Origin of the sequence: Enterobacter sp. RHBSTW-00901, assembly GCF_014103115.1 — a bacterium.
Taxonomy (GTDB): Bacteria; Pseudomonadota; Gammaproteobacteria; order Enterobacterales; family Enterobacteriaceae; genus Enterobacter; species Enterobacter cloacae_P.
This window is the reverse complement of sequence record NZ_JABXPB010000001.1, coordinates 2,951,798-2,969,896: the sequence shown is the minus strand read 5'-3', so window position 1 is coordinate 2,969,896 and position 18,099 is coordinate 2,951,798. Positions and strand designations below refer to the sequence as shown.

Here is an 18,099-nt window from a genome sequence, read left to right as displayed (position 1 = left end):
CGTCAAAGGCAGAATTGCTAATATGGCGGGAAAATAAAACCCTTAGAAATCAAAAAACCCTCCGGAGAGGGCTTTTGCTTGCTTACACGCCAGGTCGAACACCGAGCGTGTGGCAAATCGCGTAACTCATTTCCGCGCGGTTTAGCGTATAGAAGTGGAAATCCTTCACCCCTTCACGACTTAAAATTTTCACCATGTCCATCGCGATATTTGCGCCCACCAGCTTACGTGTTTCCGGGTCATCGTCCAGCCCCTCGTACATTTTAGACATCCAGAGCGGAATGCGCACGTTGGTCATGTCAGCAAATTTCTTCGCCTGCCTGAAGTTAGACACCGGCAGAATGCCCGGAATAATTTCGACGTCGATGCCCGCAGAGACGCAGCGGTCGCGAAAACGCAGATAGCTTTCCACATCAAAGAAAAATTGCGTGATGGCACGGTTGGCACCGGCATCCACTTTACGCTTCAGGTTGAGCAGATCCGCCTGAGCGCTTTTCGCCTCTGGGTGAACTTCAGGGTAAGCGGCAACGGAGATATCGAAGTCCGCCACGTCTTTCAGCAGTGTCACCAGGTCAGCAGCATACATTTCCGGCTTACCGCTGCCCGGCGGCAGGTCACCGCGCAGGGCGACAATATGACGAATACCGTTGTTCCAGTAGTCCTGGGCAATGGCACGCAGTTCATCGCGGGTAGCGTCGATGCAGGTCAGGTGCGGAGCCGCTTCCAGACCGGTACGCTCTTTAATGCCTTTAATAATACTGTGCGTACGGTCGCGCTCACCGGAGTTGGCACCGTAGGTCACGGAGACAAACTTGGGTTTCAGGCTGCTCAGGCGATCGATAGAGCTCCACAGGGTTTGCTCCATTTCACTGGTGCGCGGCGGGAAAAATTCAAAAGAGACGTTAATCTGGCCGTTTACTTCGGCCAGGCTCTGATTCAGGGCTTCCCGCTGGTTGGCGTGAAAAAAGCTCATACCTTACCTCATCAATCGCGTGTCGTTGTGTGTTGTATTGCGAACTTCTATACGTTTAGACGTCCAGATGTAAAAATGACGGAAAAGCGGAGTGGCGTCAACAGAAATAATCACCAGGAATGGTGAGGAATGTTCAGGGAAGATGAGGGAAATTCATGATGGTGAGACATTCCCTCTCCCACAGGGAGAGGGAACAAGTGATATTACAGCAGCTTAGCCAGACGATTGATGTCGGACTGGATCGCTCCGGCGGTGACATCGCGCCCCGCTCCCGGGCCACGGATCACCAGCGGGTTATCACGGTACCAACGGCTTTCAATCGCAAAGACGTTATCACACGGCAGAAGTGCGGCCAGCGGGTGTTCTGGACGAACCGCCTCCACACCCACGCGCGCTTTGCCGTTTGCCTCAAAACGCGCCACATAGCGCAGCACCAGACCCATCTCACGTGCGGCTTCCAGACGCTGCACCATCTGGTCGTTCAGCTCATCACCATTCTCGAAGAAGTGATCGACAGATCCTTCCTCGCAGCCCGCAGGCACCAGCGACTCCATGCGAACAGCACCAGGCTCAATGTCATAGCCCGCTTCACGCGCGAGGATCACCAGCTTACGCATCACGTCTTTACCGGACAGGTCAACGCGTGGGTCGGGTTCGGTTAAACCTTGCTGCCACGCCTGATCCACCAGGTCGGTGAACGGGACGGTGCCATCGAACTGCAGGAACAGCCAGGAGAGCGTACCGGAGAAGATGCCGCTCAGCGCCAGAATGCTGTCACCGCTTTCAATCAAATCACGCACGGTATGGTTAACCGGCAGACCCGCACCCACCGTGGCGTTATAGAGCCAGTGACGACCGGTTTTTTCAAACGCATCGTGGATCTGACGGTATTTATCCGTGCTGCTTGCACCCGCCAGCTTATTCGCGCTGATCACGTGGAACCCGTGGCTGGCGAAATCAAGGTACTGATCGGCAAGCTGTTCACTCGCCGTAACATCCAGCACGACCAGGTCGTCGTACGGGTGCGCGCGCATCCACAGGAACAGCGACTCTTCATCCTGCTCAACGGCTTCATCATTAAAGAATGCAAGCGCACGGCTGGCATCCAGACCTTCATAGTTCAGCAGGCTGCGACGACTGTCCACCACGCCCGCCAGCACAAACTCAAACCCGGTACGCGCCGAAAGCGTAATTTGCTCGCGCGCAAACAGCTCCAGCCAGCGGGAACCAATGTTACCTTTACCGAACAGCACCAGGCCGATACGTTTTTCCGCCCGGAACAGGGAAGTATGTAGCCCCTGGATCAGGCTCTCGGTTGGCCCTTTACGCAGAACGGCCACCAGGCTGATGCCCTCTTCCGACTGCCAGGTAAATTCAACTGGCTGGCCTTTCAGTTGCTGCCAGAAACGGTGGCAGTGCAGCGGGTTACGGGTGACGCCTGCGCCCACCATCGCTATCAGTGCCAGCCCCTGACGCAGACGAAGCTCGCCAGGCAAGCCCGCTTCATCAAGAATTTTCAGCGCGCTGTCCGCCACTTCAGCGGTGTAGCAGAACTGCAGCAGCTGGCGGTCATTGTGTACGCCAACGGCCAGCGGACGCACCTGCGCACGCTTCAGGATCAGGTCGATGTCTTTGTGCGCCAGCTTGAAGTCCTGGCCGGCAGGCACCTGGAACTCAATCAGGCAGATGTCGTCGTGGCTGGTGACGATACGCGCCCCGGTACCAGAAGCCAGCACGCGTTCAATGCGTGTGGAACCCTGATCCGGGGTGTAGCTACAGCGAAGCTGCAGGTCGATGTCACTACCGGATACCGGCTGCAGCGTACGGGCGTGCAGAACCGGTGCCGCCAGACGCGCCAGCTCACTGGCTTCGTCGAGACGCAGCAGCGGCAGCAGGCAGGCATCTTTCACTTTACGCGGGTCAGCGCTGTAAACACCGGCCACGTCGCTCCAGATGGTGACGCGGGAAACCCCCGCCAGCGCACCGATTTGCGTCGCAGAGTAGTCAGAACCGTTACGCCCAAGCAGCACGGTTTCGCCTGCATTGCTGCGGCTGATAAACCCTGTCACCACAATGCGTTTGCCGGGGTGTTGCACCAGCAGCTGTTGCAGTAGCGGATAAGACAGCCCCTCATCTACCTGCGGCTGCGCGGCACGTTCGGCACGCAAGAAGTCACGCGCATCGAGCCAGGCGGCGTCCACACCAAGGTGTTGCAGCACGGCAGCCATCAGACGCGCAGACCACACTTCACCGTGGCCGACCACTTCAGCATACACCGCATCGGTAATGCCGCTGTCCAGCAGTGCAGCCAGACGCTCAAGGTCATGAGTAAAGGCGCTAATCAGCCCGTCCGCCACGTCCGCTGGCAGCAAGCCGGCAATCAGCTCGCTCTGGTAACGGCGTAGTGACTGTTGCACCTGATGCGCAGAAAGGCGATCGGTCTGGCTCAATTTCAGCCAGCTAATCAACTGATTGGTGGTGCTGCCAGCCGCGGAGACAACCATCATGTCACCCGGCTGTGAATACTCTGTCATGATCCCTGCGACACGCAGGTAACACTTCACATCAGCAAGACTACTACCACCAAACTTGTGCAGTTGACGACCCTTCGCCCCTGCCTGCGCTATCACACTCATGATTACCCCTTGGCTGCGATCCGGAAGCCATTTTCCAGATCGGCAATTAAATCTTCAGAATCTTCAATACCGGTAGAGATACGCAGCAGCGTCTCAGAAATACCGGCGGCGGCACGTGCTTCTGGTGCCATACCTGCGTGCGTCATGGTCGCGGCGTGGGAGATTAAGCTTTCCACCCCACCTAAGGATTCCGCCAGCGTAAACAATGACAACCCGCTCAGGAAGCGACGCAGCGTTTGCTCGTCGCCATCCAGTTCAAAACTTAACATCGCACCAAATCCCTTCTGTTGGCGCGCGGCAATCTCATGTCCCTGATTTTCAGGCAACGACGGGTGATAAAGCTTCTTCACCAGCGGCTGCGTTTTCAGGAAATCGACAATTGCCTGAGCATTACGCTGCGCCGCTTCCATGCGCGGCGACAACGTACGAATACCGCGTAACAACAAATAGCTGTCGAAGGCACTTGCGGTGACGCCGATGTTATTGGCCCACCATGCCAGTTCGGTGACAACGTCGGGATCTTTGGCAATCACCACGCCCGCTACCACGTCAGAATGGCCGTTCAGATATTTAGTGCATGAATGCAATACCAGATCTGCACCCAGTGCAAGTGGGTTCTGAAGGGCCGGACTGAGGAAGGTATTATCCACTACACTTATCGCTCCTGCATCCCTTGCGAGCTGACAAATTTTCGCAATATCGACAACACGCAACAATGGATTGCTTGGACTTTCCACCAGCACCAGCTTCGGCTGCTCTGTCAGCGCCTGTTTCAGCGCCTGTTCGTCGTTTTGATCGACAAACAGCACGCGATAGCAGCCACGTTTTGCCAGGCTATCAAACAGACGATAGCTGCCGCCGTAGCAGTCATGCGGGGCAACCAGCAGGTCACCCGGTTTCAGGAACACCGTCGTCACCAGGTGAATGGCAGACATCCCCGTATTGGTTAACACTGCCCCTGCACCGCCTTCCAGCTCAGCCAGCGCGCGCTGGGTAACATCACGCGTAGGGTTACCACGACGCGAGTAGTCATGCGCACGGGGTTCATTAAATCCGGTGAAATTGTAAGTACTGGAAAGATGAATCGGCGGGACAACACAGCCGTACTGCTCGTCATCATTCAATCCGCTACGCACTGCGATGGTGGCCTGTTTACGCGTCATGGTGAAGGCTTCCTGGCTAATTAGGTGAAAAGTCAGGCACCAGAGTAAACACTGAAAGTATGGACGTCAATACATCTGGACATCTAAACTTCTTTGCGTATAGATTGAGCAATGCGCAAATAGCCGTTAAAATTATACGCTTTAGTGCACGCTACAGCGGCAATATCCGTGCCACGGTATCGTCTCTACGGTAAACTACGCAAGATTACGGTTCAAAACGGACGGTTACAGGTTTTGCACCTTTAGATTAATGACTGAGAGGATTAAAGGTATCTCATGGCTGAATGGAGCGGCGAATATATCAGCCCATACGCTGAGCACGGTAAGAAGAGTGAACAAGTAAAAAAAATTACGGTTTCCATTCCTCTGAAGGTGTTGAAGATCCTCACCGATGAACGCACGCGTCGTCAGGTGAACAACCTGCGTCACGCGACCAACAGCGAACTGCTGTGCGAAGCGTTTCTGCATGCATTTACCGGCCAACCGTTGCCGAACGATGACGATCTGCGCAAAGAGCGTAGTGATGAAATCCCGGAAGAGGCAAAGGTGATCATGCGTGAACTGGGTATCGACCCGGATACGTGGGAATACTGAGAAGCAGATACAAAAAAGGCACCTTGCGGTGCCTTTTTTTCGGGAAACTTATTTCGCGCCCGGGATGCTGAAACGCTTGTTGAAGCGGTCAACACGGCCACCGGTTGCAACATCACGCTGCTTACCAGTGTAGAACGGGTGGCATTTGCCGCACACGTCCAGGTTCAGATCGTGACCCACGGTGGAGCGGATCTGGATAGAGTTACCGCAAGAGCAGTTTGCAGTAATCATTTCGTATTTAGGGTGAATATCTTTTTTCATGGGAGAACCTCAGTTAAGGCCGCGTCGCTCTTCCAGCCCTAACGCCAGACACCACGCGATGTTAATAGTATAGGTTTTGACGCTGCATAAAGCGCATCAAAGGCGGCGAATCATACAGAATTTGACCACCGTATGCAAACTGATCCGCACGCTGCTTTCACTAATGTGTATACTAACGCGCCACTTTTCAAGTCAGGAAGATTCGATGCCCGTCGCTCACGTTGCCCTGCCCGTTCCGCTTCCCCGCACCTTTGACTATCTGCTGCCCGACAGCATGAGCGCCAAAGCGGGCTGTCGCGTGACCGTGCCGTTTGGCAAACAACAGCGCGTGGGGATTGTGGTTTCCGTCAGCGACAAGAGTGAGTTACCGCTTAATGAACTGAAGACAGTTGTTGAGATGCTGGACAGCGAGCCGGTTTTCTCCACCAGTACCTGGCGACTGCTGCTGTGGGCAGCGGATTACTATCACCATCCGATTGGCGATGTCCTGTTCCATGCGCTGCCCATTTTGCTGCGCCAGGGTAAGAGCGCCAGCCATGCACCAATGTGGTACTGGTTTGCCACCGAGCAGGGGCAGGCCGTGGACATCAACAGCCTGAAGCGCTCGCAGAAACAACGGCAGGCGCTGGCAGCGCTGCGCCAGGGGAAAATCTGGCGGCATCAGGTCAACGAGCTTGAAGTCAGTGAAACCGCGCTGCAGGCATTAAGGAAGAAAGGGCTGAGTGAACTGGGTAGCGAAGCCCCCGCCCTTTACGACTGGCGAAACAACTTTTCTGTATCCGGTGACCGTCTGCGCCTGAATACCGAGCAGGCCACCGCCGTGGGAGCCATTCACAGCGCCTCCGATCATTTCTCCGCCTGGCTGCTCGCCGGCGTCACCGGCTCCGGTAAAACCGAAGTTTACCTGAGCGTGCTGGAAAATGTGCTCGCCCAGGGCAAACAGGCGCTGGTGATGGTGCCGGAGATCGGCCTGACGCCACAAACCATCGCCCGCTTCCGCGAACGTTTCAATGCCCCCGTTGAAGTTCTGCACTCTGGTCTGAACGACAGCGAGCGTCTCAGCGCCTGGTTGAAAGCCAAAAACGGCGAAGCGGCGATTGTGATTGGCACCCGTTCGTCACTGTTTACGCCATTTAAAAACCTCGGCGTCATCGTGATAGATGAAGAACACGACAGTTCCTATAAACAGCAGGAGGGCTGGCGCTATCATGCCCGCGATCTGGCTGTGTATCGCGCCCATAGTGAGCAAATCCCTATTATTCTGGGTTCCGCCACCCCGGCACTTGAAACATTGCACAATGTTCGTCAGCGCAAATACCATATGCTGCGCCTGACGCGTCGCGCGGGGAATGCGCGCCCGGCCATTCAGCATGTTCTGGATCTGAAAGGCCAGCAGGTTCAGGCGGGGTTAGCACCTGCGCTAATCACCCGCATGCGCCAGCATTTACAGGCGGGCAACCAGGTCATTTTATTTCTTAACCGCCGCGGATTTGCCCCGGCACTGCTCTGCCACGACTGCGGCTGGATAGCAGAATGCCCGCGCTGTGACCACTACTACACCTTCCATCAGGCCCAGCGGCATTTGCGTTGCCATCACTGCGACAGCCAGCGCCCGGTACCGCACCAGTGTCCGTCGTGCGGTTCAACGCATATTGTGCCGGTCGGTCTGGGGACGGAGCAGCTGGAACAGGCGCTTACGCCCTTCTTTCCTGACGTTCCCATTTCGCGTATCGACCGGGACACCACCAGCCGCAAAGGTGCGCTGGAACAACAGTTAGCCGAAGTGCATCGCGGTGGCGCGCGCATCCTCATTGGTACCCAGATGCTGGCCAAAGGGCACCACTTCCCGGACGTCACGCTGGTCGCCCTGCTGGACGTGGACGGAGCACTGTTCTCCGCAGATTTCCGTTCAGCCGAACGCTTTGCCCAGCTTTATACCCAGGTTGCCGGACGTGCCGGACGCGCCGGAAAGCAAGGCGAAGTGGTACTGCAAACGCACCATCCCGAGCATCCGCTACTGCAGACCTTACTGCATAAAGGTTATGACGCATTCGCTGAACAGGCACTTGCTGAACGCCAGACGATGCAGCTTCCCCCGTGGACCAGCCACGTCATCATCCGGGCTGAAGACCATAACAACCAGCAGGCTCCTCTTTTCCTGCAGCAATTGAGAAATCTCCTGCAGGCCAGCCCGCTGGTGGATAATCAGCTGTGGATTTTAGGCCCGGTTCCTGCACTGGCTCCTAAACGCGGCGGACGTTTTCGCTGGCAGATTTTGCTCCAGCACCCTTCACGTATCCGCTTACAACATATCGTCAGCGGCACGCTGGCACTGATCAACACACTGCCGGAAGCACGGAAAGTGAAGTGGGTTCTCGACGTCGATCCGATTGAAAGCTGAAGACGGATCGAAAAAATTTAATACTCCTCACACTTTTTATGAAAATTCTGTAACCGATTCCATTAACAATCTGTAAAAATGGAGACGTCAGAAGTTCGGTGTTCAGGCGAGGAGAAGACGTTGAAGTCCAGGAAAGAGGTTGCTACTGCGACCATGAAAGACGTTGCCCAAAAAGCGAAAGTCTCTACGGCAACAGTGTCCCGCGCATTAATGAACCCGGACAAAGTCTCCCAGGCAACCCGCAACCGGGTGGAACAGGCGGCGCTGGAAGTGGGGTATTTCCCGCAGGCAATGGGGCGTAACGTTAAGCGCAATGAATCGCGCACCATTCTGGTGATTGTGCCAGACATTTGCGATCCCTTCTTCAGCGAGATTATTCGCGGTATCGAAGTGACGGCGGCTGAGCAAGGTTATCTGGTGCTGATTGGCGACTGTGCCCACCAGAACCAGCAGGAAAAAACCTTTATCGACCTCATCATCACCAAACAGATCGACGGCATGCTACTGCTCGGCTCTCGTTTGCCGTTTGATGCCAGTATTGAAGAACAGCGTAATTTACCGCCGATGGTGATGGCCAACGAATTCGCGCCAGAGCTGGAACTGCCGACCGTTCATATCGATAACCTGACCGCCGCATTCAACGCCGTGAACTATCTCCAGGAGCTGGGGCATAAGCGTATTGGCTGCATTGCCGGGCCGGAAGAGATGCCGCTGTGTCACTACCGCCTGCAGGGCTACGTTCAGGCGCTACGCCGCACGGGCGTCACTGTCGATCCACACTACATCGCGCGTGGCGATTTCACCTTTGAAGCCGGTGGACAAGCGCTGGAAAAACTTCTGGCACTGCCTGAACCGCCTACTGCCGTGTTCTGTCACAGTGACGTGATGGCACTGGGTGCATTATCGTATGCCAAACGTCGCGGCCTGCGCATACCAAAAGATTTATCGATTATTGGTTTCGATAATATTTCGCTTTCAGAATTTTGCGATCCACCGCTCTCAACCGTCTCGCAGCCACGCTATGACATTGGTCGTGAAGCTATGCTTCTTTTGCTGGATCAACTGCATGGTCAGGCAGTTAGCAGCGGCTCACGGTTGCTGGACTGCGAACTGATTGTTCGTGGCACGACTCAGGCATTGACTTAAAGTAAATGCCTTTAGGACACCCTTATCTGGTCAAAGCCCCGCCGCTTAAGTAACATGGCGGGCTGACGAACGAATAAATACAGCGAAACGATAGTGGCACAACGAGATTATGTACGTCGCGGCCAGCCGGCACCTTCGCGACGCAAAAAGAGTAGCTCAAGGAACAAGCAACGTAACCTGCCTGCTGTCTCGCCAGCAATGGTCGCTATTGCTGCGGCTGTACTGGTGGCCTTTATTGGCGGTCTGTACTTTATTACTCACCATAAAAAAGAAGAGTCTGAGGCCCTTCAGGGCAACAAGGTTGCCGGGAATGGTCTGCCGCCAAAACCGGAAGAGCGCTGGCGTTATATTAAAGAGCTGGAAAGCCGCCAGCCAGGCGTTCGCGCACCGACTGAACCGTCCGCCGGTGGTGAAGTGGTGAACCCCAACCAGCTCACCGACGAACAGCGTCAACTGTTGGCACAAATGCAGGCCGATATGCGCCAGCAGCCTACGCAGTTGAACGAAGTGCCGTGGAACGAACAAACGCCGGAGCAGCGTCAGCAAACGCTGCAGCGACGTCAGGCCCAGCAACAGATTCAACAACAGCAGTTGGCGCAAACTCAGCCAGTACAGCAGCCTCGTACGCAGCCGCGAGTGACGGAACAACCGTACCAGCAGCCGCAACAACAGACGCGTACGGTGCAGTCGCAGCCTGTTCAACAGCAGCCAAAGACTCAGCCGCAAAAGCAAACGGCTCAGCCTTATCAGGATCTGTTGCAAACACCTGCGCATACCACCGCGCAACAGCCGAAAACGCAGCAGGCCGCACCGGTCACCAAAGAGACCGAAGCGCCGAAGCAAACGGCTGAGAAGAAAGACGAACGTCGCTGGATGGTTCAGTGTGGCTCGTTTAAAGGTGCAGAACAGGCCGAAACGGTACGAGCTCAGCTGGCGTTTGAAGGCTTTGATTCCCGCATAACCACCAACAATGGCTGGAATCGCGTGGTGATTGGCCCGGTCAAAGGCAAAGAAAATGCGGATGGCACGATCTCTCGTCTGAAGATGGCAGGTCACACAAACTGCATTCGACTCGCCTCCGGGGGTTGAAACCCCCAAAATCCCCCCCATCTATCATTCTATTCAGCCCTGAGCACTGGCTCAGGGCTTCTGTTTCCCGATTCTGTAACCAGGGGGTCTGCTCGTGACAACAATTGTAAGTGTACGCCGTAACGGCCAGGTGGTGATTGCCGGTGATGGCCAGGCCACGCTGGGTAATACCGTCATGAAAGGCAACGTGAAAAAAGTCCGTCGTTTATATAACGACAAAGTGATCGCCGGTTTTGCGGGCGGCACGGCTGATGCCTTCACGCTGTTTGAACTGTTTGAACGTAAACTGGAAATGCACCAGGGTCATCTGGTGAAAGCCGCCGTTGAGCTGGCGAAAGACTGGCGTACCGATCGTATGCTGCGCAAGCTCGAAGCGCTGCTGGCCGTGGCCGATGAAACTGCCTCACTGATTATCACCGGTAACGGTGACGTTATTCAGCCGGAAAACGACCTGATTGCCATCGGCTCTGGCGGCCCTTATGCCCAGGCTGCGGCCCGTGCGCTGTTGGAAAATACCGACATGAACGCGCGTGATATCGCAGTGAAAGCGTTGGATATTGCAGGAGATATCTGCATCTATACCAACCACAACCACACCATCGAAGAATTACCGTCTAAAGCGTAAGGATCTCCCATGTCTGAAATGACCCCACGCGAAATTGTCAGCGAACTGAACAAACACATTATTGGCCAGGATAACGCTAAGCGTTCTGTGGCCATCGCCCTGCGTAACCGCTGGCGTCGTATGCAGCTTGATGAAGAGCTGCGCCACGAAGTCACACCGAAAAACATTCTGATGATCGGCCCGACCGGTGTCGGTAAAACCGAAATCGCCCGTCGTCTGGCGAAACTGGCTAACGCACCCTTCATCAAAGTTGAAGCCACCAAGTTCACCGAAGTGGGCTATGTGGGTAAAGAAGTGGACTCCATCATCCGCGATCTGACCGATTCCGCGATCAAGATGGTGCGTGTCCAGGCTATCGAGAAAAACCGCTTCCGCGCCGAAGAGATGGCCGAAGAGCGTATTCTCGACGTGCTGATCCCGCCAGCAAAAAACAACTGGGGCCAGGCTGAACAGCAGTCTGAACCTTCGGCGGCGCGTCAGGCTTTCCGCAAAAAACTGCGTGAAGGTCAGCTGGACGACAAAGAGATTGAGATCGATCTCGCTGCTGCGCCAATGGGTGTGGAAATCATGGCTCCTCCGGGCATGGAAGAGATGACCAGCCAGCTGCAGTCCATGTTCCAGAACCTGGGTGGCCAGAAGCAGAAAGCGCGTAAGCTGAAAATCAAAGAAGCGATGAAGCTGCTGATTGAAGAAGAAGCGGCGAAGCTGGTGAACCCGGAAGAGCTGAAGCAAGATGCTATCGATGCGGTTGAGCAGCACGGTATCGTGTTTATCGACGAAATCGACAAGATCTGTAAGCGCGGCAACGCGTCCGGCCCGGACGTCTCCCGCGAAGGCGTACAGCGCGACCTGCTGCCGCTGGTTGAAGGCTGCACCGTCTCCACCAAGCACGGTATGGTAAAAACGGACCACATCCTGTTTATCGCTTCCGGTGCGTTCCAGATTGCCAGCCCGTCTGACCTGATCCCGGAACTGCAGGGTCGTCTGCCGATCCGCGTTGAACTGCAGGCGCTGACCACCGAAGATTTCGAACGTATCCTGACCGAGCCAAACGCGTCGGTGACCGTACAGTACAAAGCACTGATGGCCACCGAAGGCGTGAATATCGACTTTACCGAGGACGGTATCAAACGTATCGCCCAGGCCGCATGGCAGGTCAACGAAACCACCGAGAACATTGGTGCGCGTCGTCTGCACACGGTGCTGGAACGCCTGATGGAAGATATCTCTTATGATGCGAGCGACCTTAACGGTCAAAGCATTACCATTGACGCAGAGTATGTGGGTAAACACCTGGATGCGTTAGTGGCAGATGAAGATCTGAGCCGTTTTATCCTATAATCGCGGTTACTGCATTCTCATCACTGTTAATGGGGCTGAAAAGCCCCATTTTTATTGGCTAAATAACTATGACTGATATCAGCCGTACTCAGGCGTGGCTCGAAAGTCTGCGCCCTAAAACCCTTCCTCTGGCCTTTGCCGCAATCATTGTCGGCACTGCCCTTGCCTGGTGGCAGGGCCATTTCGATCCGCTGGTTGCCTTGCTTGCACTTGTTACTGCTGGTTTGCTGCAAATTCTCTCTAATCTCGCCAACGACTATGGTGATGCAGAGAAAGGCAGCGATAAACCCGACCGTATCGGGCCGCTGCGCGGAATGCAGAAAGGGGTGATTACCCAGCCGCAGATGAAACGTGCGCTGATTATCACCGTCGTGCTGATTTGCCTGTCCGGTCTGGCGCTGGTGTCTGTTGCCTGTAAAACAACGGCTGATTTCATTGGCTTTATGGTGCTGGGTTTGCTCGCGATTATCGCGGCCATTACCTACACCGTCGGTACGCGCCCTTACGGTTATATCGGCCTGGGTGATATCTCTGTGCTGGTATTCTTCGGCTGGCTGAGCGTGATGGGCAGCGGGTACTTACAGGCACATATGCTCATCCCTGCCCTGTTCCTGCCGGCGACCGCCTGCGGTCTGCTGGCTACTGCGGTACTCAACATCAACAACCTGCGCGATATCGACAGCGACCGCGAGAACGGCAAAAACACGCTGGCAGTCCGTCTGGGGCCGGTTAACGCCCGCCGTTATCATGCGTGTCTGTTGATTGGCGCGCTGGTCTGCCTGGCCCTGTTTAACCTGATCTCCCTGCACAGCCTGTGGGGCTGGCTGTTCGTGCTCGCTGCGCCGATGCTGGTGAAACAGGCTCGCTTTGTGATGCGGGAACTTAGCCCGACGGCAATGCCCCCCATGCTGGAACGCACGGTAAAAGGTGCATTGCTGACTAACCTGTTGTTCGTGCTAGGGATTGTTTTAAGCCAGATACTGAGTTAACTGACAAATATCAATTAACAATTGATGATTTTGCCAACAACGCGTTTCGCACGATATACTGAACACATTCGCAGCAACAGAGCGGTAACCCTATGAAATACGATACCTCCGAGCTTTGTGACATCTACCAGGAAGATGTCAACGTCGTTGAACCGCTGTTCTCCAACTTTGGTGGGCGGTCGTCGTTTGGCGGGCAAATCATCACGGTGAAATGTTTCGAGGATAACGGGTTGCTGTACGATCTGCTCGAACAGAATGGCCGTGGCCGTATCCTGCTGGTCGATGGCGGCGGTTCCGTGCGCCGGGCCCTCATCGACGCCGATCTTGCCCGTCTTGCCATGCAAAACGAGTGGGAAGGCATTGTGGTTTACGGTGCAGTACGCCAGGTCGATGACCTGGAAGAGCTGGATCTCGGCATTCAGGCCATCGCAGCCATACCGGTAGGTGCGGCAGGTGAAGGCATCGGCGAAAGCGACGTGCGCGTGAATTTCGGCGGCGTGACCTTCTTCTCCGGCGACCACCTCTATGCCGATAACACCGGCATTATCCTTTCGGAAGATCCGCTGGATATTGAGTAATACCGTTGTTTTACCGCGATTTTGCGTGAACCATAAAAAAGCCGGGTGGCGTCAACGCTTTACCCGGCTTATTTTCATCTGTATTTCCCGAGAGAAATTAGACTTCTTCCATACGCCCAAGCAGCGCCTGCAGGCGATCCTGCCAGCTGTTCTGCTGTTCACGCAGCTGGTTGTTTTCGCGCTCCAGCTCTTCGCGACCGTGCTGAGCGGTCTGAACTTCCTGCGCCAGGCTGTTGTTCTTCTCTTTCAGCTCTTCAATTTCCATTTGCAGCAGCGTGATGGTGTCAATCGCCTGCTGTACTTTCGATTCCAGTTTCTCAAACACTTCTAAAGACATGATGCTACCTCTCCTGAATTGCAAGGCGACGCTTTAACGTAAACGCGCACGACATATACCAACGATTGTATGGAGCACGGCGCTCTGTGTCCAGCAACACACCGCGCAGATCGCGGTTTGCAACACTTTTCGGCCTCGTCCTGGTGCGTTCGCGTCATATACCCCTAAATTGTTAAGCCTTTCGTTAATGAAATGATTCAGCTCACATTCCGTACTGATGCAAAAACGCGCTTTATGGCGCGAAAACGCTCATTTTATTGACGCAGACCACACATTTTAATTTCGATATTTCTCGTTTTTGCTCGTTAACGATAAATTAACACTATGTCTACAGGACATCGTGGCTGTCACGGGCGGCCATGCTAACAATAAACATCAATTTCTTCAGGATTCCGATTATGAGTCAGACATCAACCTTAAAAGGCCAGTGCATCGCCGAGTTCCTTGGTACCGGGTTGTTGATATTCTTCGGAGTGGGCTGTGTCGCTGCACTGAAAGTGGCGGGTGCCAGTTTTGGTCAGTGGGAAATCAGTATCATCTGGGGTCTGGGTGTGGCAATGGCCATTTACCTGACCGCAGGCGTTTCTGGTGCACATCTTAACCCGGCGGTAACCATCGCACTGTGGCTGTTCGCGTGCTTTGACGGACGCAAAGTTGTTCCGTTCATCATTTCTCAATTTGCCGGCGCGTTTTGTGCAGCGGCGTTAGTTTACGGGCTTTATTACAATCTTTTCATCGACTTCGAGCAAGCACATCATATGGTGCGCGGCAGTGTCGAAAGTATTGATCTCGCAGGTATCTTCTCAACGTATCCAAACCCGCATATCAATTTTGTGCAGGCGTTCGCAGTTGAAACAGTGATTACCGCTATCCTGATGGGCGTTATCCTGGCGCTGACTGACGATGGTAACGGCATTCCGCGTGGCCCGCTGGCTCCGCTGCTGATTGGCCTGCTGATTGCCGTGATTGGCGCATCAATGGGCCCACTGACCGGTTTCGCCATGAACCCGGCGCGTGATATCGGGCCAAAAGCCTTCGCCTTTATCGCAGGCTGGGGCGACGTAGCCTTCACCGGTGGCAAAGACATTCCTTACTTCCTGGTACCGCTGTTTGCGCCGGTTGTCGGGGCTGCGCTGGGTGCGTTTAGCTACCGCAAATTAATTGGTCGCCACTTACCGTGCGACACCTGTGTGGAAGAGGAGAAGGAAACAACTTCTGCCGCACAACAAAAAGCTTCGCTGTAATCTGACTACGGGACACATACCATGACCGAAAAAAAATATATCGTTGCGCTCGACCAGGGCACTACCAGCTCCCGCGCTGTCGTAATGGATCATGACGCGAATATCGTCAGCGTGTCACAGCGCGAATTTGAGCAAATTTATCCTCGCCCAGGCTGGGTAGAACACGACCCAATGGAGATCTGGGCGTCACAAAGCTCTACGCTGGTCGAAGTGCTGGCAAAAGCCGATATCAGTTCCGACGAGATTGCCGCCATTGGTATTACCAACCAGCGTGAAACAACCGTGGTCTGGGAACGTGAAACTGGTAAGCCTATTTACAATGCTATCGTCTGGCAGTGCCGTCGTACTGCGGAAATTTGTGAGCAGCTAAAACGCGACGGCATGGAAGAGTACGTGCGTAGCGCAACCGGTCTGGTGGTTGACCCGTATTTCTCCGGCACCAAAGTGAAGTGGATCCTCGACCACGTGGAAGGTTCACGCGAACGAGCAAAACGCGGCGAGCTGCTGTTCGGTACCGTCGATACCTGGCTTATCTGGAAGATGACCCAGGGACGCGTCCACGTGACCGACTACACCAACGCCTCGCGTACCATGCTTTTCAACATCAATACCCTTGAGTGGGATGACAAGATGCTGGACGCGCTGGACATTCCACGCGCCATGCTGCCAGAAGTGCGTAAGTCTTCTGAAGTGTACGGTCAGACCAACATCGGTGGTAAAGGCGGTACCCGTATTCCTATCGCCGGTATCGCCGGTGACCAGCAGGCGGCGCTGTTCGGCCAGCTGTGCGTCAAGGAAGGGATGGCGAAAAACACCTACGGCACAGGCTGCTTCATGCTGATGAACACCGGCGAGAAAGCGGTGAAATCAGAGAACGGTCTGCTGACCACCATCGCCTGCGGCCCACGCGGTGAAGTGAACTACGCTCTGGAAGGTGCGGTGTTCATGGCGGGTGCATCCATTCAGTGGCTGCGTGACGAGATGAAGCTTATCAGCGATGCATTCGACTCTGAATACTTCGCCACCAAAGTGAAAGATACCAACGGTGTATACGTGGTACCTGCGTTCACGGGTCTGGGCGCACCTTACTGGGATCCGTATGCTCGCGGCGCGATTTTCGGCCTGACGCGTGGTGTGAACTCTAACCACATCATCCGCGCCACGCTGGAATCCATTGCCTACCAGACACGTGATGTACTGGAAGCCATGCAGGCTGACTCCGGTATCCGTCTGCACGCTCTGCGCGTGGATGGCGGTGCGGTAGCCAACAACTTCCTGATGCAGTTCCAGGCCGACATTCTGGGTACCCGCGTAGAGCGCCCGGAAGTACGCGAAGTTACCGCGCTGGGTGCGGCTTACCTTGCCGGTCTGGCCGTGGGCTTCTGGCAGAACCTGGACGAGCTGCAGGAAAAAGCGGTAATCGAACGCGAATTCCGCCCTGGCATCGAAACCACCGAGCGTAACGTTCGCTATAACGGCTGGAAGAAAGCGGTGAAACGCGCCCTGGCGTGGGAAGATCACGAAGAGTAATTTACCCCCACCTAACCTTCTCCCCACAGGGGAGAGGGTTACCCAAACCGCACCCAACGCCACTCTGTGATAAACTTCGTGCAATTCCTTTTGACTGCACGAGTACCTCATGAAACGTGAACTTGCTATCGAATTTTCCCGCGTGACCGAAGCGGCCGCGCTGGCGGGCTATAAATGGCTGGGTCGTGGCGACAAAAACACCGCTGACGGCGCGGCTGTCCATGCCATGCGCATTGTGCTTAACCAGGTCAACATCGACGGCACCATCGTGATTGGCGAGGGCGAGATCGACGAAGCGCCCATGCTCTACATCGATGAAAAAGTTGGTACGGGCAAAGGTGATGCCGTGGATATCGCCGTCGACCCGATCGAAGGGACCCGCATGACGGCAATGGGCCAGGCCAACGCGCTGGCGGTACTGGCGGTGGGTGACAAAGGCTGTTTCCTCAACGCACCCGATATGTACATGGAAAAGCTGATTGTCGGCCCTGGCGCGAAAGGCGCTATCGACCTCAGCCTGCCGCTGGAAGAGAACCTGCGCAATATAGCCAAAGCGCTGGGTAAACCACTTAGCGAGTTGACCGTAACGATTCTGGCGAAACCGCGCCATGACGCGACCATTGCGCAGATGCAAAAGCTTGGCGTGCGCGTATTTGCCATCCCGGACGGTGACGTGGCCGCCTCTATTCTGACCTGTATGCCAGACAGCGAAGTGGACGTGCTTTACGGTATCGGCGGTGCACCGGAAGGTGTGGTTTCTGCTGCGGTGATCCGCGCGCTGGACGGCGATATGCAGGCGCGACTGCTGCCGCGTCATGAAGTCAAAGGCGACAGCGCAGAGAACCGCCGTATCGGCGAAGACGAGCTGGCACGCTGTGAAGCAATGGGCATCGAAGCCAATAAAGTCCTCGCTCTGGACGAAATGGCGCGCAGCGATAACGTTATTTTCTCCGCCACCGGTATCACCAAAGGCGATCTGCTGGACGGTATCACCCGCAAGGGCAACATGGCGACCACCGAAACGCTGCTGATCCGCGGTAAGTCGCGCACCATTCGCCGTATACAGTCTATCCACTATCTCGATCGCAAAGACCCGGACGTACAGACCCACATTCTGTAAAACCGTTTGATCGATAGAGCTTTCCGGCCCATATGGGCTGGAAATCTTCACCACAAGTACGGAAGATAGAAC

The 18,099-nt window shown here is 55.1% G+C and carries 16 protein-coding genes; 11 read left to right on the top strand and 5 right to left on the bottom strand.

Features of this window, described 5'->3' with window-relative positions:
* Positions 1 to 82: 82 nt before the first annotated feature.
* The 3 genes from metF to metB all read right to left on the bottom strand — a co-directional run bounded on the left by metF (position 83) and on the right by metB (position 4,772).
* Complete coding sequence (gene metF / locus HV318_RS14310) at positions 83 to 973, bottom strand: methylenetetrahydrofolate reductase (RefSeq protein ID WP_182273276.1); 891 nt, start codon at positions 971 to 973, stop codon at positions 83 to 85.
* A 203-nt stretch (positions 974 to 1,176) separates the two neighbouring features.
* The gene (gene metL, locus HV318_RS14305) at positions 1,177 to 3,609 is read right to left on the bottom strand and encodes a bifunctional aspartate kinase/homoserine dehydrogenase II (protein ID WP_182273275.1); all 2,433 of its coding nucleotides are present in this window, start codon (positions 3,607 to 3,609) and stop codon (positions 1,177 to 1,179) included.
* Between the two features lie 2 nt (positions 3,610 to 3,611).
* Positions 3,612 to 4,772: a cystathionine gamma-synthase gene (metB, locus tag HV318_RS14300; protein WP_182273274.1), complete on the bottom strand. Its 1,161-nt coding sequence runs from the start codon at positions 4,770 to 4,772 to the stop codon at positions 3,612 to 3,614.
* Positions 4,773 to 5,048: 276 nt separating this feature from the next.
* Between metB and metJ the strand changes: the two genes are divergently transcribed.
* On the top strand, positions 5,049 to 5,366 hold the full coding sequence (gene metJ, locus HV318_RS14295; RefSeq protein ID WP_006179183.1) for a met regulon transcriptional regulator MetJ: 318 nt from the start codon (positions 5,049 to 5,051) through the stop codon (positions 5,364 to 5,366).
* A 48-nt stretch (positions 5,367 to 5,414) separates the two neighbouring features.
* Here the strand turns inward: metJ and rpmE are convergent, their stop codons facing one another.
* A complete protein-coding gene (gene rpmE / locus HV318_RS14290) occupies positions 5,415 to 5,627 on the bottom strand; it encodes a 50S ribosomal protein L31 (RefSeq protein ID WP_003862040.1) in 213 nt (70 codons plus the stop codon).
* Positions 5,628 to 5,832: 205 nt separating this feature from the next.
* Between rpmE and priA the strand changes: the two genes are divergently transcribed.
* From priA to rraA, 7 genes are all read left to right on the top strand, one after another.
* On the top strand, positions 5,833 to 8,028 hold the full coding sequence (gene priA, locus HV318_RS14285; RefSeq protein ID WP_182273273.1) for a primosomal protein N': 2,196 nt from the start codon (positions 5,833 to 5,835) through the stop codon (positions 8,026 to 8,028).
* Positions 8,029 to 8,148: 120 nt separating this feature from the next.
* Positions 8,149 to 9,174, top strand: a complete 1,026-nt coding sequence (cytR, locus tag HV318_RS14280) for a DNA-binding transcriptional regulator CytR (RefSeq protein ID WP_182273272.1) — start codon at positions 8,149 to 8,151, stop codon at positions 9,172 to 9,174.
* A gap of 93 nt (positions 9,175 to 9,267) precedes the next feature.
* Entirely contained in the window at positions 9,268 to 10,263 is a 996-nt protein-coding gene (ftsN, locus tag HV318_RS14275; RefSeq protein ID WP_182273271.1) for a cell division protein FtsN, read from the top strand.
* A 94-nt stretch (positions 10,264 to 10,357) separates the two neighbouring features.
* A complete protein-coding gene (gene hslV, locus HV318_RS14270; protein ID WP_182273270.1) occupies positions 10,358 to 10,888 on the top strand; it encodes an ATP-dependent protease subunit HslV in 531 nt (176 codons plus the stop codon).
* Between the two features lie 9 nt (positions 10,889 to 10,897).
* Entirely contained in the window at positions 10,898 to 12,229 is a 1,332-nt protein-coding gene (gene hslU, locus HV318_RS14265; protein WP_182273269.1) for an ATP-dependent protease ATPase subunit HslU, read from the top strand.
* Between the two features lie 62 nt (positions 12,230 to 12,291).
* Positions 12,292 to 13,218, top strand: a complete 927-nt coding sequence (gene menA, locus HV318_RS14260) for a 1,4-dihydroxy-2-naphthoate polyprenyltransferase (RefSeq protein ID WP_182274603.1) — start codon at positions 12,292 to 12,294, stop codon at positions 13,216 to 13,218.
* Positions 13,219 to 13,310: 92 nt separating this feature from the next.
* Positions 13,311 to 13,796 carry a ribonuclease E activity regulator RraA gene (gene rraA / locus HV318_RS14255; RefSeq protein WP_182273268.1) on the top strand — a complete coding sequence of 162 codons (486 nt, stop codon included), beginning with the start codon at positions 13,311 to 13,313 and terminating at the stop codon, positions 13,794 to 13,796.
* Positions 13,797 to 13,893: 97 nt separating this feature from the next.
* Here the strand turns inward: rraA and zapB are convergent, their stop codons facing one another.
* Positions 13,894 to 14,133, bottom strand: a complete 240-nt coding sequence (gene zapB / locus HV318_RS14250) for a septal ring assembly protein ZapB (protein ID WP_182273267.1) — start codon at positions 14,131 to 14,133, stop codon at positions 13,894 to 13,896.
* 398 nt (positions 14,134 to 14,531) lie between these two features.
* Here zapB and HV318_RS14245 point away from each other — a divergent pair, with 398 nt between their 5' ends.
* From HV318_RS14245 to glpX, 3 genes are all read left to right on the top strand, one after another.
* Positions 14,532 to 15,377: an MIP/aquaporin family protein gene (locus tag HV318_RS14245; RefSeq protein ID WP_182273266.1), complete on the top strand. Its 846-nt coding sequence runs from the start codon at positions 14,532 to 14,534 to the stop codon at positions 15,375 to 15,377.
* Between the two features lie 21 nt (positions 15,378 to 15,398).
* The gene (gene glpK / locus HV318_RS14240) at positions 15,399 to 16,907 is read left to right on the top strand and encodes a glycerol kinase GlpK (RefSeq protein WP_182273265.1); all 1,509 of its coding nucleotides are present in this window, start codon (positions 15,399 to 15,401) and stop codon (positions 16,905 to 16,907) included.
* 109 nt (positions 16,908 to 17,016) lie between these two features.
* Positions 17,017 to 18,027: a class II fructose-bisphosphatase gene (glpX, locus tag HV318_RS14235; protein WP_182273264.1), complete on the top strand. Its 1,011-nt coding sequence runs from the start codon at positions 17,017 to 17,019 to the stop codon at positions 18,025 to 18,027.
* Positions 18,028 to 18,099 lie beyond the last annotated feature (72 nt).